Annotated in this window: 14 protein-coding genes; 11 read left to right on the forward strand and 3 right to left on the reverse strand. The window is 68.6% G+C overall.

All coding sequences use genetic code 11. The features are described from left to right. The first annotated feature begins 87 nt into the window (after positions 1-87). The 4 genes from B5F23_RS05255 (at position 88) to B5F23_RS09695 (ending at position 5,286) form a co-directional block, all read left to right on the forward strand. Positions 88-1,224 carry an aldo/keto reductase gene (locus tag B5F23_RS05255; RefSeq protein ID WP_087352479.1) on the forward strand — a complete coding sequence of 379 codons (1,137 nt, stop codon included), beginning with the start codon at positions 88-90 and terminating at the stop codon, positions 1,222-1,224. A gap of 72 nt (positions 1,225-1,296) precedes the next feature. Beyond that, positions 1,297-1,938: an HAD family hydrolase gene (locus tag B5F23_RS05260; RefSeq protein WP_087352481.1), complete on the forward strand. Its 642-nt coding sequence runs from the start codon at positions 1,297-1,299 to the stop codon at positions 1,936-1,938. Between the two features lie 12 nt (positions 1,939-1,950). After that, the gene (locus B5F23_RS05265; protein WP_143786360.1) at positions 1,951-2,964 is read left to right on the forward strand and encodes a helix-turn-helix transcriptional regulator; all 1,014 of its coding nucleotides are present in this window, start codon (positions 1,951-1,953) and stop codon (positions 2,962-2,964) included. Between the two features lie 138 nt (positions 2,965-3,102). Continuing rightward, positions 3,103-5,286 carry an immunoglobulin domain-containing protein gene (locus B5F23_RS09695; protein WP_158096124.1) on the forward strand — a complete coding sequence of 728 codons (2,184 nt, stop codon included), beginning with the start codon at positions 3,103-3,105 and terminating at the stop codon, positions 5,284-5,286. A 102-nt stretch (positions 5,287-5,388) separates the two neighbouring features. On the opposite strand, the gene B5F23_RS05275 is transcribed toward B5F23_RS09695, so the two are convergent. Next, positions 5,389-6,447 (reverse strand): threonine aldolase family protein, encoded by a 1,059-nt coding sequence (locus B5F23_RS05275; RefSeq protein WP_087352487.1) that lies wholly within the window; start codon positions 6,445-6,447, stop codon positions 5,389-5,391. 350 nt (positions 6,448-6,797) lie between these two features. On the opposite strand from B5F23_RS05275, the gene B5F23_RS05280 reads away from it, so the two are divergent. Further along, positions 6,798-7,838 (forward strand): branched-chain amino acid aminotransferase, encoded by a 1,041-nt coding sequence (locus B5F23_RS05280; protein ID WP_087352489.1) that lies wholly within the window; start codon positions 6,798-6,800, stop codon positions 7,836-7,838. A 67-nt stretch (positions 7,839-7,905) separates the two neighbouring features. On the opposite strand, the gene B5F23_RS05285 is transcribed toward B5F23_RS05280, so the two are convergent. Then, positions 7,906-9,186, reverse strand: coding sequence for a hypothetical protein (locus B5F23_RS05285; protein WP_087352491.1), 1,281 nt, complete (start codon positions 9,184-9,186; stop codon positions 7,906-7,908). A gap of 285 nt (positions 9,187-9,471) precedes the next feature. Between B5F23_RS05285 and gatC the strand changes: the two genes are divergently transcribed. The 4 genes from gatC (at position 9,472) to B5F23_RS05305 (ending at position 13,871) form a co-directional block, all read left to right on the forward strand. Next, the gene (gatC, locus tag B5F23_RS05290) at positions 9,472-9,789 is read left to right on the forward strand and encodes an Asp-tRNA(Asn)/Glu-tRNA(Gln) amidotransferase subunit GatC (RefSeq protein WP_087352493.1); all 318 of its coding nucleotides are present in this window, start codon (positions 9,472-9,474) and stop codon (positions 9,787-9,789) included. Continuing rightward, positions 9,789-11,291 carry an Asp-tRNA(Asn)/Glu-tRNA(Gln) amidotransferase subunit GatA gene (gene gatA / locus B5F23_RS05295; protein WP_087352495.1) on the forward strand — a complete coding sequence of 501 codons (1,503 nt, stop codon included), beginning with the start codon at positions 9,789-9,791 and terminating at the stop codon, positions 11,289-11,291. Before gatC ends, gatA begins: the two co-directional genes overlap by 1 nt. Next, positions 11,288-12,799 (forward strand): Asp-tRNA(Asn)/Glu-tRNA(Gln) amidotransferase subunit GatB, encoded by a 1,512-nt coding sequence (gene gatB, locus B5F23_RS05300; RefSeq protein WP_087352497.1) that lies wholly within the window; start codon positions 11,288-11,290, stop codon positions 12,797-12,799. The genes gatA and gatB overlap by 4 nt, the downstream gene beginning before the upstream one ends. Positions 12,800-12,926: 127 nt before the next feature. Beyond that, positions 12,927-13,871: a YitT family protein gene (locus tag B5F23_RS05305; RefSeq protein WP_241145804.1), complete on the forward strand. Its 945-nt coding sequence runs from the start codon at positions 12,927-12,929 to the stop codon at positions 13,869-13,871. 430 nt (positions 13,872-14,301) lie between these two features. Here B5F23_RS05305 and B5F23_RS05310 read toward each other — a convergent pair whose 3' ends face one another. Further along, complete coding sequence (locus tag B5F23_RS05310) at positions 14,302-14,952, reverse strand: helix-turn-helix transcriptional regulator (protein WP_087352499.1); 651 nt, start codon at positions 14,950-14,952, stop codon at positions 14,302-14,304. Positions 14,953-15,256: 304 nt separating this feature from the next. On the opposite strand from B5F23_RS05310, the gene B5F23_RS05315 reads away from it, so the two are divergent. Both B5F23_RS05315 and ssnA read left to right on the forward strand, forming a co-directional pair. Next, entirely contained in the window at positions 15,257-16,657 is a 1,401-nt protein-coding gene (locus tag B5F23_RS05315) for a uracil-xanthine permease family protein (RefSeq protein ID WP_087352501.1), read from the forward strand. Positions 16,658-16,715: 58 nt separating this feature from the next. After that, positions 16,716-18,059 (forward strand): putative aminohydrolase SsnA, encoded by a 1,344-nt coding sequence (gene ssnA, locus B5F23_RS05320; RefSeq protein WP_087352503.1) that lies wholly within the window; start codon positions 16,716-16,718, stop codon positions 18,057-18,059. Positions 18,060-18,132 lie beyond the last annotated feature (73 nt).

The following is an 18,132-nucleotide window of genomic DNA, read 5'->3' on the forward strand; positions in this document are numbered from 1 at the left end:
CCGCGCCGTGCGGGTTCTCTTACCGGGAAGAGGAGGGGAACGCTATACTGTTGGTGACAGTATGTCGCTTATGGAGAGGGGACCCGCATGCTGTACCGCGACTTCAAGGGACTGAGCCTTTCTCGCCTGGGCTTTGGCGCGATGCGCCTGCCGTGCGTGGACGGCGACGACGCCACGCCGGACCAGGCCGCCGTCGACGAGATGGTGGACTACGCGCTCGAGCAGGGCGTCAACTACTTCGACACGGCGTGGGGCTACCACGGCGGGCAGTCGGAGGTCGTGCTCGGCCGCGCGCTCGCACGCCACCCGCGCGACTCCTTCTACCTCGCCGACAAGTTCCCCGGCTACGACCTCTCCAACATGGGCAAGGTCAAGGAGATCTTCGAGCGGCAGCTCGAGAAGACCGGCGCCGGCTACTTCGACTTCTACCTCTTCCACAACGTGTGCGAGATGAACGTGGACGGCTACCTCGACCCCGCCAACGGCATCCTTGACTACCTGCTTGAGCAGAAGCGTGCGGGCCGCATCCGCCACCTGGGCTTCTCCGCGCACGGCGCCATCCCGGTGATGGAGCGCTTCCTCGAGGCTTACGGCAAGGAGATGGAGTTCTGCCAGATCCAGCTCAACTACCTCGACTGGGAGTTCCAGGACGCTCGCGGCAAAGTCGAGCTGCTCACCAGGTGGGGCCTGCCGGTGTGGGTGATGGAGCCGGTGCGCGGCGGCAAACTCGCGTGCCTTGGCGAGAAGGACGAGGCGCGCCTCGCCGCCCTGCGCCCCGACGAGCGCCCCGTTGCCTGGGCGTTCCGCTTCCTGCAGGGCATCCCCGAGGTTACGGTGACGCTCTCCGGCATGTCTGACTTCGAGCAGCTGAAGGAGAACATCCAGACCTACTCCGAGGAGCGCCCGCTGTCCGAGGAGGAGCTCGCCACCCTCATGGACATCGCCCACGAGATGGGCGCGCAAGGGACCGTGCCGTGCACGGCGTGCCACTACTGTACGAGCCACTGCCCGATGGGGCTCGACATCCCGCACCTGCTCTCGCTCTACAACCAGCTCGTGGTCACCGGCAAGGGCGACTTCATCGCCCCGATGGCCCTCTCCGCGCTGCCCGAGGACAAGCGCGCGAGCGCCTGCATAGGCTGCGGAAGCTGCGCGGCAGTGTGCCCGCAGCAGATCGACATCCCCGGCACGCTCGCGGACTTCGCAAGCCGCCTGGCGGGCTAGCCTGCGCGGGGAAGGCCGCCTCGGCGCCCCCCTCTGCTACACTCGCGGGACGAGACGAGGGGAGGGGGCGCCATGGCAAGGCCGGAGACCCTGGGGGCGGTCCTGTTTGACTTCGACGGGACGCTGTGCGACACCGAGCGGCACAACCTCGCGCTAGTCCGCGAGGTGCTGGTGGAGCTCGACGCGCCCGTGAGCGACGAGGAGCTCCTCTCCATAGCCGGCGGGGACGACCGCGTGGTCATCCCGCCGATCCTGGAGCGCTACGGGTCCCCCTACGATATCGAGGAGTACGAGCGCCGCCGCGACGGCTGCTATCGGACCTACTCCCAGGCCCCGCTCGCCCTCGAGCCGGGCGCGCGCGAGCTCGTCTCGTCCCTGCGCGGCCGCGGGGTCGCCGTGGCGCTCGTCTCGACGACGGTCGCGCGCTGCGTGCTCACCGCTCTCGATCGCCTGCGTGCCCTCGGCCTCTTCGACGTGGTGGTGACGGGCGACATGGTCGAGAGGCGCAAGCCGCACCCAGACCCCTACCTGCGCGCTCTCGACCTCCTGGGAGTGGGTGCGGGAGAGGCCGTGGCGGTGGAGGACTCGCCGGCGGGGATAGCCTCGGCGCACGCCGCCGGGCTCCACGCCATCGGCTACTCGGGCTGCTCGCTCGGCCAGGACCTCTCCGCCGCTGACGAGGTCGTGGACAGCTATCTCGGCCTCAGCCTCTAGGGGGTGGGCGCCGTGACCGCACGACACCCCCTGTGCGACCCCATGCCGCTCCTGAGCACGGCGTTCGAGCCGGGGAGGTGCCGTGAGTTCGTCGAGTCGATGCCGGAGGGGCCGGCCCGCGACGTGGCCCGCGCCGAGCTCCTCTACTTCACCGGCCAGGCCGAGGCGGCCGCCGCCGCGGCGCGCCCGCTCCTGACGAGCGACGACCTCTCCGTGCTCCTCTCCGCAAGTCTCGTCCTCGGCTACGCGAGCCTCTCGCTCGGCCAGGCCGACGACGCCCGCGCGGCGCTCGGCACCGCCCGGGCCGCGGTGGGGGAGGGCCTCGACGACGCCGACCCCCTGGCCTCAGCCGTCGCCTCGTTCTTCGTCACCACGGCGCGCACCCTTCTCCACCTGCCGCTCCCCGAGCGCGTCCCGCCCCTCGAAGATTGCGTCGGGCTCCTCCCGGAGGGCCTGCGGCCATTCGCCCTCTACGTGCTGGCGCACCAGGCGTACCTCGTGGGCGAGCACGGCAGATGCGTGGGCGTCGCCGAGGCGGCGCTCGCCGTCCAGGGCGAGGCGCGGCCCATCACCAACACCTACCTGCACCTCGCCTGCGTCATGGGCTACGTCGGCATGCGGGACGTGGGTGCTGCCCGCGCGCACCTGCTGACCGCGTGGGACCTCGCCCGACCCGACGGCCTCATCGAGCCCTTCGGCGAGCACCACGGCCTCCTCGGCGGCATGCTCGAGGCGGTCATCAAGCGCGGGTGGCCGGACGACTTCCGGCGCATCATCGACATCACCTACCGCTTTTCCGCCGGCTGGAGGCTCGTCCACAACCCCGACGCCCTCGACGCGGTGGCGGACAACCTCACAACCACCGAGTTCGCCGCCTCGACGCTCGCCGCGCGCGGCTGGACCAACCAGGAGATCGCCGACCACCTTGGGGTCTCCGTCAACACCGTCAAGACGCTTGTCTCGTCTTCCCTGCGAAAGCTCGGCGTCTCGAGCAGGCGGGAGCTCAGCCGCTTCATGCTCCCGTAGACGGTTCTCCCCGCGCCGTGGGCGGTCTCATCCTTTTCGGGCCGAAGACGGGCGATGCGGGGCGTCGTTGCCCTGCGGGACAATGGGGGGCGAGAAGAACCTGCCGGCTGCGGCGGTCCGGAGAGAAGGGTGGTCCCCATGTTCAAGAAGTTCGCTGCAATTGCGATGGGAGGGGGTTGCCTCCTAGCGGTGGCGCTCTGCTTGGGCCTGCTGCCCGCCACGGCGCTGGCGGCGGGAAAAGGTGAGCCTAATAATCTTTATGTGGGAAACCAGAGTGTTAAGAGTGGTGAAGATACCACCTACTGGACCACAGATGCCAGTGGGGGGCTAACACGGGTCAATGATGCCACCGACGATTCTAATGATTGGACTATCAAATACGATCCAAACACCGCCACCCTGACGCTGAACGGGGCGACGATCACGGGAAGCAGCGATAGTTCCTCAGCTTCTAGAGGCGCCGGGATCTATGCTTTGTGCTCTACGGGGAACCCGGTTTCCCTGACCATAGAGCTGATTGGTGAGAATACCATCACAGGCATCTTTGGAATTTATGTGAATTCAGAGTCGAGCGAGAACAGCTATGGTACAGACGCCTCCCTGACTATTACGGGTGAAAGCAATGGAAGCTTGAAAGTTTCTGGTTCTTATCACGGAATTTATGTCAAAAGCGGAACAGGCGGTGCTTCCCTGAACATCAACGATGCGTCTGTCGTGGCAAGCAGTAGTTCCTCCTATTTTGACTACGCTGGCGTCTTTGTGCAGTCCAGCGCGCACGCTACCAGCTCCCCGCGGCTCTCCCTTAAAGTCAATGGCGGCAGCCTGACCGCCAGCGGCGGTGATGGAATATCGTTTAATGTAGGAAGCTCTGGTGATATCGGCGCCACCACCAGCCTGACAATCAGTGACAATGCCATCGTGCGGGCGGAAAACGGGATCAACGCTTATCGTGTCGATGAACCTACACCATCAGGCACTGGTATCGTATTCAACGACAAGAAAGGCACCGTGTACGGCTATGTGACCCTGGACGAGAGCCTCACCATTGCCCAGGGCGAGACCCTGACCATCCCGGAGGGATCTGCCCTCAACACCAAAGGCAACCTGACCAACAACGGTACCATCATCAACAAGGGCGAACTGATCGGCACGCCATCAGGGACCGGCACAACCGAAATCGCCCCTGCCATCACCACCCAGCCCGCAGGCCAGACCGTGACCGAGGGTGAAACCGCCACGTTCACCATCGAAGCCATCGGCGGGAACCTGTCCTACCAGTGGCAGCAAAGCACCGACAACGGCCAGAGTTGGACGGATATCGATGGCGCCACAGGCGCTTCCTACGCAACAGAAGCCTCCACTGCCAGCATGAACGGCTATCAGTACCGCTGCGTGGTGAGCAACAGTGCAGGCAGCGTCACCAGTAGCGCCGCCACCCTGACGGTCAAAGAGCACGTGCACGAATGGGTTGTCGCCTGGATCTGGTCGGAGGACGGCAAGACGGCAACCGCTACGTTCACCTGCAAGAACGACGGGAGTCACCAGGTCGCCGAGGACGCGGCCGTCGCCTCGACCGTGAAGACGCCCGCCACCTGCACCGAGGCCGGCGTGACCGCCTACACCGCCACCGTTGAGTTCGACGGCGAGACCTACACGTCCGCCAAGGACGTGACGGACATCCCGGCCGCCGGCCACAAGCTGACCAAGGCGGAGGCCGAGGCCCCCACCTGCACCGAGCCGGGCAGCGCGGAGTACTGGACCTGCGAGGTCTGTGACAAGGCCTTCTCCGACGCCGCGGGCGAGCACGAGATCACCTCTAAGGACGCCGCGATTCCGGCAATCGGCCACGAGTTCGAGGGCGGGCTCTGCTCCGTCTGCGGTGCGCGCGACACGTCCTTCTCGCCGGCGCTTGTCTCTGGTGACGGCGCCAAGTGGACCAAGGGCTCCAGCAAGGGGCTGACGTTCGTCTCGAGCGCGGCCTTCGCCGACCTCGTGGAGGTGCGCCTGGACGGGCGGGTCCTCTCCGCCTCCGAGTACGTCGTCCGCGAGGGCAGCACGATCGTGACGCTTCCCGCGAAGCTCCTCGAGGGCCTCAAGGCCGGCGACCACGAGCTCCTCATAGTGTCCGGGTCCGGCACGGTGCGCGCGTCCCTCACCGTCGCGGAGGCCGCAAAGGTCGAGGAGGCCGCGAAGACCGAGAAGGCGTCGGCCGACGAGCTCCCGGCGAACGGTGACTCCACCGCGCCTGTGCTCGCCATCGCCGCCGCTGCCGCCGCGGGCGCGGGGCTCGTCCTCCTCTCCAGGCGTCGCGCAGCGAGGTAGCGCGGGCTGGAACGAGGACCAGCGCATAGGGTAGGGAAAGGGCCCCGTCGCGGATGAGTCGCGGCGGGGCCCTTCGTGAGGCGGGTGTGGGCCGGGCGTGGCCTACGCGAGCGTGCCGGCGAGGGCGAGCAGCTCGTCCACGTCCTTCTCGCCGGTGGCCCAGGAGCACACGAAGCGCGTCACCACGCGGCCGTCGCCCAGCTCGTAGAAGGTCTCGGCTCCGCACGCCGCCTCGAAGGCGTCGCGCTGCTCGGCGCTCGTGACAAAGAACTGCTGGTTGGAGGCCGAGTCGCCGTACGGCGTGAAGCCGAGCTCGCACATGCCCGCGCGCAGGCGCAGCGCGCGCTCGTTGGCGCCTCTCGCCAGGCGCCAGTAGAGCGCCTCGCCGCCGTCCGTCGGGCGCTCGAAGGCCGCCTCGAACTGCACGCCCAGCAGGCGCCCCTTGGCGAGAAGCCCGCCGCGCTCCTTCTGCAGGTAGGGGAAGGCCTCGCGCAGGCGCGGGTGCGAGATGACCATGGCCTCGCCCATGAGCAGGCCGTTCTTGGTGCCGCCGATGTAGAAGGCGCCGCAGCGCGCGGCGATGTGCTCCAGCGTGAGGCCGCCAGCGGCCGGCGAGGTGAGGGCCGACCCCAGGCGCGCCCCGTCGAGGAAGACGGGCAGGCCGCGCTCGTCCGCCCAGTCGCAGATGGCGTCGAAGCGCTCGAGGTCCCAGACGCCGCCGAGCTCGGTGGTGTTTGAGATGTAGACGCAGCCGGGGCGCGTCATGTGGCGGCCCGTGGAGGTCTGGAAGCGCCAGACGCGCTCGGCGGCCTCCGGCGTGAGGAAGCCGTCGCGGTCGTCCGTGGGCAGCACGGTGCGCCCGCAGGCGGCCACGGCGCCCGTCTCGTGCACGTTGATGTGGGCGTCCGGCGTGCAGACGACACCCTCCCAGTCGCGCAGGAGCCCCGTCACGCCGATCACGTTGGCCGACGTCCCGCCGACGCAGAACTCCACGTCAACGTCGTCGCGCCCGCAGGCGGCGCGGACGAGCTCGCGGGCGCGCTCGCAGTGGGTGTCCCCCTCCTCGGTGTAGCCGGGCGTCTGCTCGTCGTTGGTGGCCACGAGTGCGGCCAGGACCTCGGGCGCGGCGCCCTCTGAGTAGTCGTTGCGGAACATGCGCATGGCGGCCTCCGTTCTTCTCGGCACGATTGTACGCCGCCGCGCGCCCGAGGGCTCTTCCCGTAGCGCCTGTTATCCCTCCCAAACCCACGTTTTTCTCGTCAGAATGTGGGTTTGGGAGGGTTCAGGAAGCTTAATACCGCTCAAACCTCGCTTCTGGGGCATGAAATGAAGGTTTGGGAGGGGCGAGAAGGGGGGCAAAGAAGGGCACAGGTGCGCTGGCGAGAAGGGCGCGGGGTCCTTCTCGCCGGCGCATTGTTACAGGCTCCGCAAACGTCGCGCTGCCGCTGCGCGGACGCGCTATCGTGGGGCGCAGCCTGAAGAGCCGTTTTGAGTCCAAGGGGGCACGCGACATGGAGAAGAAGGACATCGATTGGGGCAGCCTCGGCTTTGCCTACCAGCCCACCGACTACAGCTACGTCTGCAACTACCGCGACGGCGCCTGGGAGGAGGGCGGCCTCACGACCGACCACACCCTCACGCTCTCCGAGTGCGCGGGCATCTTCCACTACTGCCAGGAGGTCTTCGAGGGCCTCAAGGCCTACACCACCAAGAGCGGCGACATCGTCTGCTTCCGCCCGGACCTCAACGCCAGCCGCATGGCCGACTCCGCGCGCCGCATCGTGATGCCGCCCTTCCCGGAGGACAAGTTCGTCGAGGCGGTCAAGATGGTCGTCAAGGCCAACGAGGCGTGGGTGCCGCCCTTCGGCTCGGGCGCCACGCTCTACGTGCGCCCGTTCATGGTGGCCACGGGCAACGTCATCGGCGTCAAGCCGGCCGACGAGTACCAGTTCCGCATCCTCGTGACGCCGGTGGGCCCGTACTACTCCGGCGGCGTCAAGCCGGTCGCCGTGAAGGTCCCCGAGTACGACCGCGCCGCCCCGCACGGCACCGGCGCCATCAAGGCCGGCCTCAACTACGCCATGAGCCTCTACCCGAGCGTCCAGGCGCACGCCGAGGGCTTCGCGGACAACATGTTCCTCGACCCGCAGACCCACACCTACGTGGAGGAGTCCGGCGGCGCCAACTTCATGTTCGTGGACCGCGAGGGCACGATCGTGGTGCCCCAGTCCGCCACCGACTCCATCCTGCCCTCCATCACGCGCCGCAGCCTCGTGCGGGTGGCGCGTGAGATGCTCGGCATGACCGTGGTGGAGCGCCCGGTCACCTTCGAGGAGGTCGCGAGCGGCGCCTTCGTGGAGTGCGGCATGTGCGGCACCGCCGCCGTGATCAGCCCCGTCGGCAAGGTCGTCAACGGTGAGACCGAGGTCACCTTCGGCGAGGGCGGCATGGACCACGTGGGCCCCGTGATGGCCAAGCTCCGCGAGACGCTCACCGGCATCCAGGACGGCGAGGTCGAGGGCCCCGAGGGCTGGGTCGTCAAGATCTGCTAGGCGAGAAGAACCTCATCGCGCGAGCCGAGGCGCCCGGCGGGACCGCACGTCCCGCCGGGCGCCTTCCCTAGGACAGCGCAATGACGCCGTTCTTCTCGTCCACCGTCGCGTCGAGGCCGAAGAGGCGCGCGAAGGCGTCGACGTCGACGAGCGCGTAGCGCGCGGCGCCCCCGGCGAGGTCGTCCTGCCGCAGGAGCATGGTCTGCCCGTCGAGCGTGAGCAGCGCGTCCGTGACGCCCGAGGGGTCGGTCCGGAGCGTGACGGTGCCGGACGCGCCCCCGCAGCGCCACGAGAACGAGCTGCCGTCCTGCTCGTACGACCCGCCCGCGAGAAGCGCCACCTGCTCGACGAGCCACGAGTGCGCGGCGACCGGCTCCTCGTCGCTCGTCGAGTACCTGGGGTCGCCCACGTCGACGCGCATGACGTAGGTCCCGCGCCCCTCGTCCCAGCGCGCGACGCCGTCCTCGCCGTGCGCGATGAGGTCTCGCTGGAAGGGGTTCTCCGCGTCATCGAGGCCGTCGACGTCGTCGAGGCCGAGGGGGACCTCGGAGCCGCGCACGACGAGGCGGCCGATGCCCGAGCGGTGGGTGGAGTCGCGGAGGCCCTCGGGCAGGCCGGGGTCATCGGGGGCGACGCCGTCGGCGATGAGCTGGGCGTAGGACCGCGAGAGCTCCTCGGTGGCCGCATCGGCGTCGAGCTCGCCAAACAGCGCAACGGTGCCGAGGTTGCGCCAGTCCTCGGGCCACCCGTCCTCGGCGGAGAGGCGCCCGTCGTACCACCTCACGCGGACGCCCGTCGAGGCGTGCTCGCGAATCCAGCTGGCGTCGTTGTAGGCGAGCTCGTCCTCGTAGACTTCGTCGGCCGCGGCGAGCATCTCCATCGCGGTGACGATCTGGTCGTAGGTCCTGACGTAGACGCACGGCCCGCTTGCCGAGAAGAGCGGGCCCTCGCCCGGCGACTCGAGGACGGCGTCCGTGAGCACGTCCACGGCGTCGTCGTAGTAGAGGCCGCGCACGACGTCGTCGTAGTCGCAGCTCACGTTCGGGTACGGCCCGGTGGGAAACTTCGGGTCCGGATCGGGGTTCACGATCTCGCTCACGGCGGTGAAGGCGAGGTCGCGCTCGGTGGACTCGAACGTGTAGACGACGCGCTGGGGCAGCGCACTCTCCTCGGTGACGTCGACGAGCTCGTAGCCCTCGTTCGGGCAGGCCGCGGCGACCTCGGCGAGCACCTCGTCGCGCCCGGGCGCCGGGGTGTCGAGCGGGACCCCGCAGGCCGCGAGCGCGAGGGCGAGCGCGCCCGCGAGGACGGCCGCCAGGGCAAGGGGTACCGCGTGCGCGTCTCTCATGTCGACTCCTCCCCGCTGGCCGGGCGCTCTTCTCGCCCGTTCCTCCCAGTCTTTCAGATTGCCGTGCGCCCCTCAAGGCCGGTGCCGCCGTGCGGACGCGTCCGACCGGCCCGGCGTCCACGGCGAGCTCCGAGCCAAACGCACGGTTCTTCTCGCCAGAGCGTGCGTTTGGCTCGGAGGGGGCGCCCGCGTGCCCGCCACCCGCTTTGTTGCGGCCGCGTCTCCACGTCGCGCCCGCGTCCGGCCCCTGTCGTAGAATGTCCCCAGCAAACGACAGGAGGACCCATGCCGCTTACCAGAGAAGACGTCGGCAGCATCGCCGACTACGCGCGGATCGCCCTCACGGACGCGGAGCTCGACGAGATGACCGCGTACATGAACGAGGCCGTGGCGCTGCTCGAGCCCATCCGCCAGTACGACCTCGAGGGGGTCGAGCCCACGTTCCACCCCATCGGGGACCTGTCCAACGTCATGTCGCAGGACGTGCCCGACGACGAGGTGCGCCACCTCCCCGTGGACGTGGCGCTGTCCAACGCCGGCACCAGCCGCGAGCGCAGCTTCCGCGTGCCGTCCATCCTCGGCGAGGCGGGGGGTGACCGCTGATGGCCGCCGCCACTAGCTTCGACCAGCTCTCTGCCGCCCAGATCGCCGCAGGCGTCGCGTCCGGCGACTTCACCGCCGTCGAGGTCGCGCGCGCCGCGCTCGACGCCGTCGAGTCCCGCGACGGCGAGGTCCAGGCCTTCCTGCAGGTCACGCCCGAGCTCGCGCTCGAGGCGGCCGCCGCGACCGACGCGCGTCGCGCCGCCGGCGAGAAGCTCGGGCCGCTCGCCGGCGTGCCCGCGGCCTTCAAGGACAACATGAACCTCGTGGGCACGCGCACCACCTGCGCCTCGCGCATGCTCGCCAACTACGAGAGCCCCTACACCGCGACCTGCGTCCAGCGCCTCATAGACGCCGGGGCCACGCCGGTGGGCAAGACCAACATGGACGAGTTCGCCTTCGGCAGCTCGACCGAGTCCTCCGCCTTCCACCCCACGTACAACCCCTGGGACACCGAGCGCGTGCCGGGCGGCTCCTCGGGCGGCTCCGCGGCGGCGGTTGCGGCCGGCGAGGTCACGATCTCGCTGGGCTCCGACACGGGTGGCTCCATCCGCCAGCCGGCGTCGCTGTGCGGCGTGGTGGGCATGAAGCCCACCTACGGCGCCGTCAGCCGCTACGGCGTGGTGGCCTTCGGCAGCTCGCTCGACCAGGTCGGCCCCTTCGGCCGCAGCGTGGCCGACGTGGCGCTTGCCATGAACGCGCTCGTTGCCGGCGGCCGTGACCCGTGGGACTCCACCTCCCAGGACTGCCCGGTCGACTTCCTGGAGCACCTCGAGGATCCCGTGGAGGGTCGCAGCGTCGGCGTGGTCCCGGAGCTCATGGAGGCCGCCGGCCTCGCGCAGGAGGAGCGCGACGCGGTTCTTCTCGCCGCGCGGTCCCTTGAGGAGCAGGGGGCACGCATCGTCGAGGTGGAGCTTCCCAACATCGCCTCCGCCATCGCCGCGTACTACGTCATCGCCCCGTGCGAGGCCTTCTCCAACCTGGCCCGCTTCGACGGGGTGCGCTACGGCTACCAGGAGCCGGGGTGTCCCACGCTCGCCGAGCAGACCTCGAAGAGCCGCGCGCACGGCTTTGGCGAGGAGGCCAAGCGCCGCCAGATGCTCGGTGCCTACCTGCTCTCCTCCGGCGTCTACGAGAAGTACTACTACCCGGCGCAGCAGGTCCGCACCCTCATCACGGCCGACTACGCGCGCGCCTACGAGAAGTGCGACGTCATCCTCATGCCGGCCAGCCCGCGCACGGCCTTCCGCCTTGGCGAGATGAGCGACCCCACCGAGATGTACGCCTCGGACATGTTCACGATCTCCAACAACATCGCGGGCAACGGCGGCGTCTCGGTGCCGATGGGCCTGGGCGCGGCCTCGGGCCTTCCCGTCTCCGCGCAGCTCCAGGGGCCTGCGTTCAGGGACCGCTCCCTGCTCACGTTTGCGCGCGCCATCGAGCGGGCGGTCGGGGGCGCCTGCGTGGCGCCCGCCTTTGCCGGGAGGGGGGGTGAGCTCGCATGAAGAAGCTCGCCGAGGTCCTGCGCGACTGGGAGGCCGTGATCGGCCTCGAGGTCCACACCGAGCTCACCACGCTCGAGACCAAGATGTTCTGCAACTGCCGCCTGTCCCACGACGACGAGCCCAACACCAACGTCTGCCCCGTCTGCCTGGGCATGCCGGGCGCGCTCCCCGTGCCCAACGAGAAGGCCATCGAGTCGATCGTCATGGCGGGCCTGGCCACGGGCTGCCAGATCCAGCGCCACTCGATGTTCTACCGCAAGCACTACTTCTACCCGGACATGGCCAAGAACTTCCAGACCACCCAGGGCCCGGTCGCATTCTGCATGCATGGCCGGCTCGACCTCGAGGTCTCCGGCGAGGGCGCGCGCGAGCGGCCCGACGGCACGGGCGTCGAGAAGGACGCCGACGGCTCCTACGTGGCCCCCGTCCGCATCCTGCGCATCCACATGGAGGAGGACGCGGCCAAGATGGTGCACGTGGGCGGCGAGGAGGGCCGCATCGGCGGCGCCGCGGAGTCGCTCATCGACTACAACCGCTGCGGCACGCCGCTCATCGAGCTCGTCACCGAGCCCGACCTGCGCACGCCCGAGGAGGCGCGCCTGTTCATGGAGAAGCTGCGCCAGACCTTCCTCACGCTCGGCATCTCCGACTGCTCGCTCGAGAACGGCTCCATGCGCTGCGACGGCAACGTCAGCCTGCGCCGCCGCGGCACCACCGAGCTCGGCACCAAGACCGAGATGAAGAACATCAACTCCTTCAAGAGCCTCCACGACGCCCTCGAGTACGAGATCTGCCGCCAGGCGGAGGTGCTCGAGGAGGGCGGGATCGTCTACCAGGAGACGCGCCACTGGGAGCCGAGCCGCCGGCGCACCGTGGTCATGCGCGTCAAGGAGACGGCGGACGACTACCGCCTCTTCCCGGACCCCGACCTCGCGCCGTTCGACCTCACCGACGAGTTCGTCGAGCGCTGCCGCGCGCGCATCCCCGAGCTGCCGGACGCCAAGCGCGACCGCTACGTGGCCGACTACGGCCTCAAGCGCAAGGACGCGGCCCAGCTCGCCGGTGACCCGGCGGTCGCGGCCTTCTTCGAGGAGGCGCTCGCGGGCGTGGGCGAGAAGGTCGTGGGCACGCTGGCCAACGTCATGGTGAACCTCGTGCCCAGCTACTCGGGCCTTACGGTCGAGCAGGTCCGCGGCATCTCCGGGCTTCTCGCCGAGGAGGCGGTGACGTTCGCGCAGGCGCGCGAGGTGCTTGACGCGGTGTGCGGCAGCGGCGAGGACCCGGTGGCCTACGTGGACGCCCACGGCATGCGCCAGTCCACGGACACGGACGCGCTGGCCGCGATCGTGGATGAGGTGCTGGGCCGCTGCACCGACCAAGTCCAGCAGTACCGCGACGGTAACAAGAAGGTGCTCGGCTTCCTCGTGGGCCAGTGCATGAAGGCCGCCAGGGGCTCCGGCAACCCCAAGGCGTTCAACAGGATGCTCGCGGAGCGGCTGGAGGGCTAGCTCCCCGCGGGGCCCTGCGGGGCCCCGGCCGCACGTCCTTCTCGCCCGCCGCGCACTTCTCGCCGGTGCGGGCGCGCAAACCTGCTAGACTGCCCGAGGCAGTGCGGCGTCGAGAGGGGAGCGCGCGGTGGACGAGCAGCTGGAGGCGGCGGTCGAGCCGGTCTCTGAGGTCGTGAGCGAGGACGAGGCCAGGCGCGGGGAGCGGCTCTCCAAGAAGCGCATGGCCTACAGCTTCCCCACCTTCTTCGCGCTGCTCAACGCCGGGCTCGTCCTCACGGCCGTGGCGCTCGTGCTCTTCAAGACCCCCAACCACCTGGCCTTCGGCGGCACCACGGGCTTCGCGATCCTGCTCAACGCCGCGGTGCCGGCGCTTCCGGTCTCCGCGTACATGTGGATCCTGAACGTGGTGCTGGTGCTGCTCGGCCTGGTGTTTCTCGACCGCAAGGCGGTGCTGTGGAGCGCCTTCGCGTCGTTTGCGCTCTCGGGGTACACGTCGCTTTTCGAGTGGCTCTTCCCGGTAACGTCCTCGATCACCGGGGACCTGTGGCTCGATGTCTGCTTTGCGGTGCTGCTGCCGGCCGTGGGCTCGGCGATCGTCTTTGACATCGGCGCGTCGACGGGCGGCACGGACATCCTCGCCATGATCTTGCGCAAGCACACCGACATAGAGATCGGCAAGGCGCTCTTCGCCGTGGACGTGGCCGTGGTCGTGGCGGCGATAGGGCTCTTCGGCGCGCGCGTGGGCCTCTACTGCGTGCTCGCCCTCATCGGCAAGACCTTCGTGGTCGACGGCTTCATTGAGTCCATCCGCCAGCGCAAGGTCTGCCAGGTCATCTGCAGCCACCCGCGCGACGTGGAGGAGTTCATCGTCAAGAAGCTCGGGCGCACGGCCACGATCCAGTTTGGCTGGGGCGCCTACTCCGGCAAGCGCGTGGTCATCCTCACGAGCGTGCTCTCGCGCCGCGAGGCCATGCGGCTGCGGCTCTTCGTCCGCGCGCAAGACCCGGGCGCGTTCATCACCATCACCAGCAGCTCCGAGATCGTGGGCCGGGGCTTCCGCGGCGTCAACTAGCGGGCTCGGCGAGCGGGTCCTTCTCGCCGGGGCGCCGCCGCCTCGGCTCGGCTCGTATGGTTAGAATCCTTTATGATTACCCGCTCGTTTGCGGCGCCGTGACGGCCCGCGCGTTCCCGGCAAGGCCCTCTCTGCCCAAAACCCGCTGTCGTTGGGTGGCATCTTTGATGTGAGGGCGCCGCTTCGGGCGCGTGAGGCGCCGGCGAGAAGAACCTCGCGGGCGTTTGCGCAGCTCACAGCCTTGCTGGTGCGCGGGAATAGCGTGCGCGGGCGCAGCTGCATCAAACATGCCGCCCAATCGCGGGAGGTTTGTGACAGCACTGGCCCAGGCCCGCACCCGGGGGGGGTTGTGACAGCGCTGGCCCAGGCCCGCGCGCGGGGTTTGTGACAGCGGAGGGTCCGGTCCCGTTCCCGCACCGGCGCGCCCGCGCTACTCCTTCGGGCCGTTCTTGGCCTCGTCGAGGTAGCTGTAGAGCGTGTACTTGGAGATGCCGAAGTACTTGCAGACCTTGGGGCCGCTCTTGGTGATGAGGAAGGCGCCCGTGTCGTTGAGGTAGCGGATCGCGCGGACCTTCTCCTCCTTGGTCATGAGCGCCACGGGCGTCCCCACGAGCTCCACGCTCTGCTCGATGAGGTCGTCCAGCAGGTCGGCCACGTTGCGCACGATCGGCTCGGGCTCGCGTGGGGCGCTCGGCTCGGTGCCCACCAGCTCGCCTATGACCTCGCCCGCCGCGCGCAGGACCGTGATGTCAAAGTTGAGCGCGAAGATGCCGACCGCGTGCCCGCTCTCGTCGCGGATGAAGACGGTCGAGGACTTGAGCACCTTGCCGTCCGCCGTCTTGGTGAGGTAGGAGAGGCGGTCCTCGAGCTTGTGGTCGCCGGCGTGCAGCGCCTCGAGCACCACGTGGCTCGGGCCGTCGCCCAGGCGCCTGCCCGTGACGTGCCCGTTCTCGATGGCCACGATCGAGTGGTTGGGGTCGGCCGTCTCCAGGTCGTGCACCACGACCTCGCACCCGCTGCCAAACTGGAGCGCGAGCGCGTGGGCGAGCCGCTTGTAGAAGTCGAGCTGGTTCTCGGTCATGGGGCACCTCCCTGCCCTTTCGGGGGCGAGCGTTAGCAATCGTATACCCGGTTCGCGTGCCAAACTTACTTTTTGTAAGGCACCCAAACCGGTCGGCATCTTTCGGCGGGCGAGAAAAACGCGTGCTGACGTGGCGTTATATCGTCCCGAGTTCAACGAAATTCTTACCGTAAACGGCGCTCCCGTCAACCGTTCACGCCCCGCAACCTACCGTCTAACAGATTTTCTTGAAAGCAGACAAATTGTTAGCCAGCCCCGCGCAATACTATCGAAACATAGTCGCAGACTCGTGGAGAGGACGATCATGGCAAAGACGCAAGCCGCGGATGCCAAGGGCGCGTCCGCGTTCCTGTTCCAGCGTGACGGGATGCCTCCCGTCGCGGAGATGCTGCCCTGCGCGCTCCAGCACGTCCTGGCGTCGTTCGCCGGCATCATCACCCCGGCGATCCTCATCGCCGCCACGTTCAACTTCACCACGGAGCAGCGCACCGACATCATCCAGGTGGCGCTCATCCTCTCGGCGCTCGACACGGGCCTGCAGGCCTTCGCGCCGTTCCGTCGCATCGGCGGCAACCTGCCGATCGTCATGGGCGTCTCGTTTGCCTTCCTGCCCGCGCTCCAGGCCATGGGCGCCACGTTCTCCTTCGGCTCGCTGCTCGGCGGCGAGATCGTGGGCGGCGTCGCGGCCATCCTCTTCGGCCTGTTCTACAGCAAGCTCAAGGGGCTGTTCCCCCCGGTGGTCACGGGCACGGTGATCTTCACGATCGGCGTCTCGCTCTACCCCACGGCCATCAAGTACATGGCCGGCGGCGAGGGCACCGACCTCTGGGGCACCCCGCAGGCGTGGATCGTGGCGCTCGTCACCTTCGCCGTGGTCTTTGGCCTCAACAACTTCGCTAAGGGCACCCTCAAGCTCGGCAGCGTCTTCTTCGGCATGATCGTGGGCATCGTCGTCTCCGCGCCCTTCGGCATGCTCGACTTCTCGGCCGTGGGCTCGGCCGGCGTCTTCGCGTTCCCCAAGATCATGCCGTACCAGATCGAGTTCGTCCCCGAGGTCTGCATCACGCTCGCCGTGGTCTACCCGATGGTCGCCATCCAGGTCATCGGCGACGTATCGGCCGCCTGCCTCGGCTCCATGGACCGCATGCCCACCGAGCGCGAGCTGTCCGGCGCCATCGTCTCCCAGGGCGCCACGTCGATCGTCTCCGCCTTCATCGGCGGCCTGCCCACCTCGGCGCTCGGCCAGAACGTGGGCATCATCTGCTCCAACAAGGTCGTCAACAAGTGGGTCTTCGTGATCGTGGCCGCGGTCTTCGCAGCCGCCGGCCTGCTGCCGCAGCTCTCCGCCGTGCTCACGGCCATCCCGCAGCCCGTCATCGGCGGCGCCACGGTGGGCGTCTTCGGCACCATCACCATGAACGGCGTGCGCATGTTCACCAAGGACGGCCTCACGCCGCGCACCACCACGATCGTGGGCACCTCCGTCGTCTTCGGGCTCGGCATCTGGATGGCCACCGGCTGCCTCGCCGGCCCCGGCATGCCCTCCTGGGTGACCACCGTCATCGGCTCCAACGCCATCACCCCGGCCGCGCTCATGGCCATCATCCTGAACCTCATCCTGCCGGTCGACCCGCCGCAAGAGATCCGCAAGGCGGCCACCAAGGAGCAGGCCGTCGCAAAGGTCATGCCCGCCAGCAAGGAGTAGGCGCAGGGCCCGCACCCTACGCACCCGTCCTTCTCGCCCGCAAAGATAGGAGAAGAAGATGCTGCTCGTAGCAAACGGTCGCGTCATCACGCGCGACGCAGACACCCCCTACCTCGAGCACGGAGCCGTTGCCATCGACGGCGAGAAGATCGTGGAGGTGGGCCCGGAGGCCGAGCTCGCCGAGAAGTACGCTGGCGCCGAGTACGTGGACGCCCACGGCGGCGTCATCATGCCGGGCCTCGTGAACTGCCACACCCACATCTACTCGGGCCTGGCCCGCGGCCTGTCCATCAAGGGCTGCAACCCCACCAACTTCCTCGAGAACCTCGAGCAGCAGTGGTGGAAGATCGACGACAACCTCACGCTCGACGGCACGCGCGCCTCTGCGTACGCCACGGTGCTCGACTCCATCCGCGACGGCGTGACCACGATCTTCGACCACCACGCGAGCTTCTGCGAGATTCCGGGCTCCCTCTTCGCGATCAAGGACGTCTGCGAGGAGGTGGGCATCCGCGCCTGCCTGTGCTACGAGACCTCCGACCGCCGCGGGGACGAGAAGCGCGACCAGGGAATCGCGGAGAACGCCGAGTTCGCGCGCTGGGCGGCCACGCAGGACTCCGGCATGGTCGCGGCCATGTTCGGCGGCCACGCCACCTTCACGCTCTCCGACGAGACGATGGACAAGATGGCGGAGGCAAACGACGGCCTCACGGGCTTCCACATCCACGTCTGCGAGGGCATGAACGACGTCTGGGACAGCCGCCTGAACCGCGGGGGAATCTCTCCGATCGAGCGTCTGCTGCAGCACGACCTTCTCGGCCCGCGCACGATGCTCGGGCACTGCATCCACGTCACGCCCGCCGAGATGGACATCATCAAGGAGACGGGCACGCACGTCGTCAACAACCCCGAGTCCAACATGGGCAACGCCGTGGGCTGCGCCCCGGTGCTCGAGTTCTACCGCCGCGGTATCCCGGTGCACCTGGGCACCGACGCCTACACCCACGACATGCTCGAGAGCCTCAAGGTCTTCCTCATCATCCAGCGCCACAACGCCGCCATGCCCAACGTGGGCTGGGTCGAGGACATGGACATGCTCTTCAAGAACAACCCCGCCATGGCGAGCGCCTACTTCGGGCGCGAGATCGGCGCGCTGCGCCCCGGCGCCGCGGCCGACGTCATCGTGATGGACTACCCGGTCTTCACGCCGTTCTCCGACGAGAACGTCGACGGGCACATGCTCTTCGGCATGATGGGCAAGAACTGCCGCACCACGATCGTGAACGGCAAGGTCCTCTACCGGGACCGCGAGTTCGTGGGCATCGACGAGGAGCGCATCAACGCGTGGACCCTCGAGCAGGCAAAGCGGCTCTGGGGCACGCTCAACGAGCGCACGTACTAGGAAGTCCGGGCCGGGCGCGAGGGGCGCCCGGCCCTCCTCGGCCTCCGCGGGGCCGATTCAGCCATCCTCCGGC

It is taken from the genome of Olsenella sp. An188 (genome assembly GCF_002160255.1).
GTDB classification, from domain to species: Bacteria; Actinomycetota; Coriobacteriia; order Coriobacteriales; family Atopobiaceae; genus Thermophilibacter; species Thermophilibacter avistercoris.

What these genes read in the sequence shown, in the direction of transcription:
- gatC (WP_087352493.1), top strand. Translation starts at nt 9,472, where the DNA reads ATGCCGCTTACCAGAGAAGACGTCGGCAGCATCGCCGACTACGCGCGG.
- B5F23_RS05285 (WP_087352491.1), bottom strand. Translation starts at nt 9,186, where the DNA reads ATGAGAGACGCGCACGCGGTACCCCTTGCCCTGGCGGCCGTCCTCGCG.
- B5F23_RS05310 (WP_087352499.1), bottom strand. Translation starts at nt 14,952, where the DNA reads ATGACCGAGAACCAGCTCGACTTCTACAAGCGGCTCGCCCACGCGCTC.
- B5F23_RS05280 (WP_087352489.1), top strand. Translation starts at nt 6,798, where the DNA reads ATGGAGAAGAAGGACATCGATTGGGGCAGCCTCGGCTTTGCCTACCAG.
- gatA (WP_087352495.1), top strand. Translation starts at nt 9,789, where the DNA reads ATGGCCGCCGCCACTAGCTTCGACCAGCTCTCTGCCGCCCAGATCGCC.
- B5F23_RS05260 (WP_087352481.1), top strand. Translation starts at nt 1,297, where the DNA reads ATGGCAAGGCCGGAGACCCTGGGGGCGGTCCTGTTTGACTTCGACGGG.
- B5F23_RS05255 (WP_087352479.1), top strand. Translation starts at nt 88, where the DNA reads ATGCTGTACCGCGACTTCAAGGGACTGAGCCTTTCTCGCCTGGGCTTT.
- B5F23_RS05315 (WP_087352501.1), top strand. Translation starts at nt 15,257, where the DNA reads ATGGCAAAGACGCAAGCCGCGGATGCCAAGGGCGCGTCCGCGTTCCTG.
- gatB (WP_087352497.1), top strand. Translation starts at nt 11,288, where the DNA reads ATGAAGAAGCTCGCCGAGGTCCTGCGCGACTGGGAGGCCGTGATCGGC.
- ssnA (WP_087352503.1), top strand. Translation starts at nt 16,716, where the DNA reads ATGCTGCTCGTAGCAAACGGTCGCGTCATCACGCGCGACGCAGACACC.
- B5F23_RS09695 (WP_158096124.1), top strand. Translation starts at nt 3,103, where the DNA reads ATGTTCAAGAAGTTCGCTGCAATTGCGATGGGAGGGGGTTGCCTCCTA.
- B5F23_RS05275 (WP_087352487.1), bottom strand. Translation starts at nt 6,447, where the DNA reads ATGCGCATGTTCCGCAACGACTACTCAGAGGGCGCCGCGCCCGAGGTC.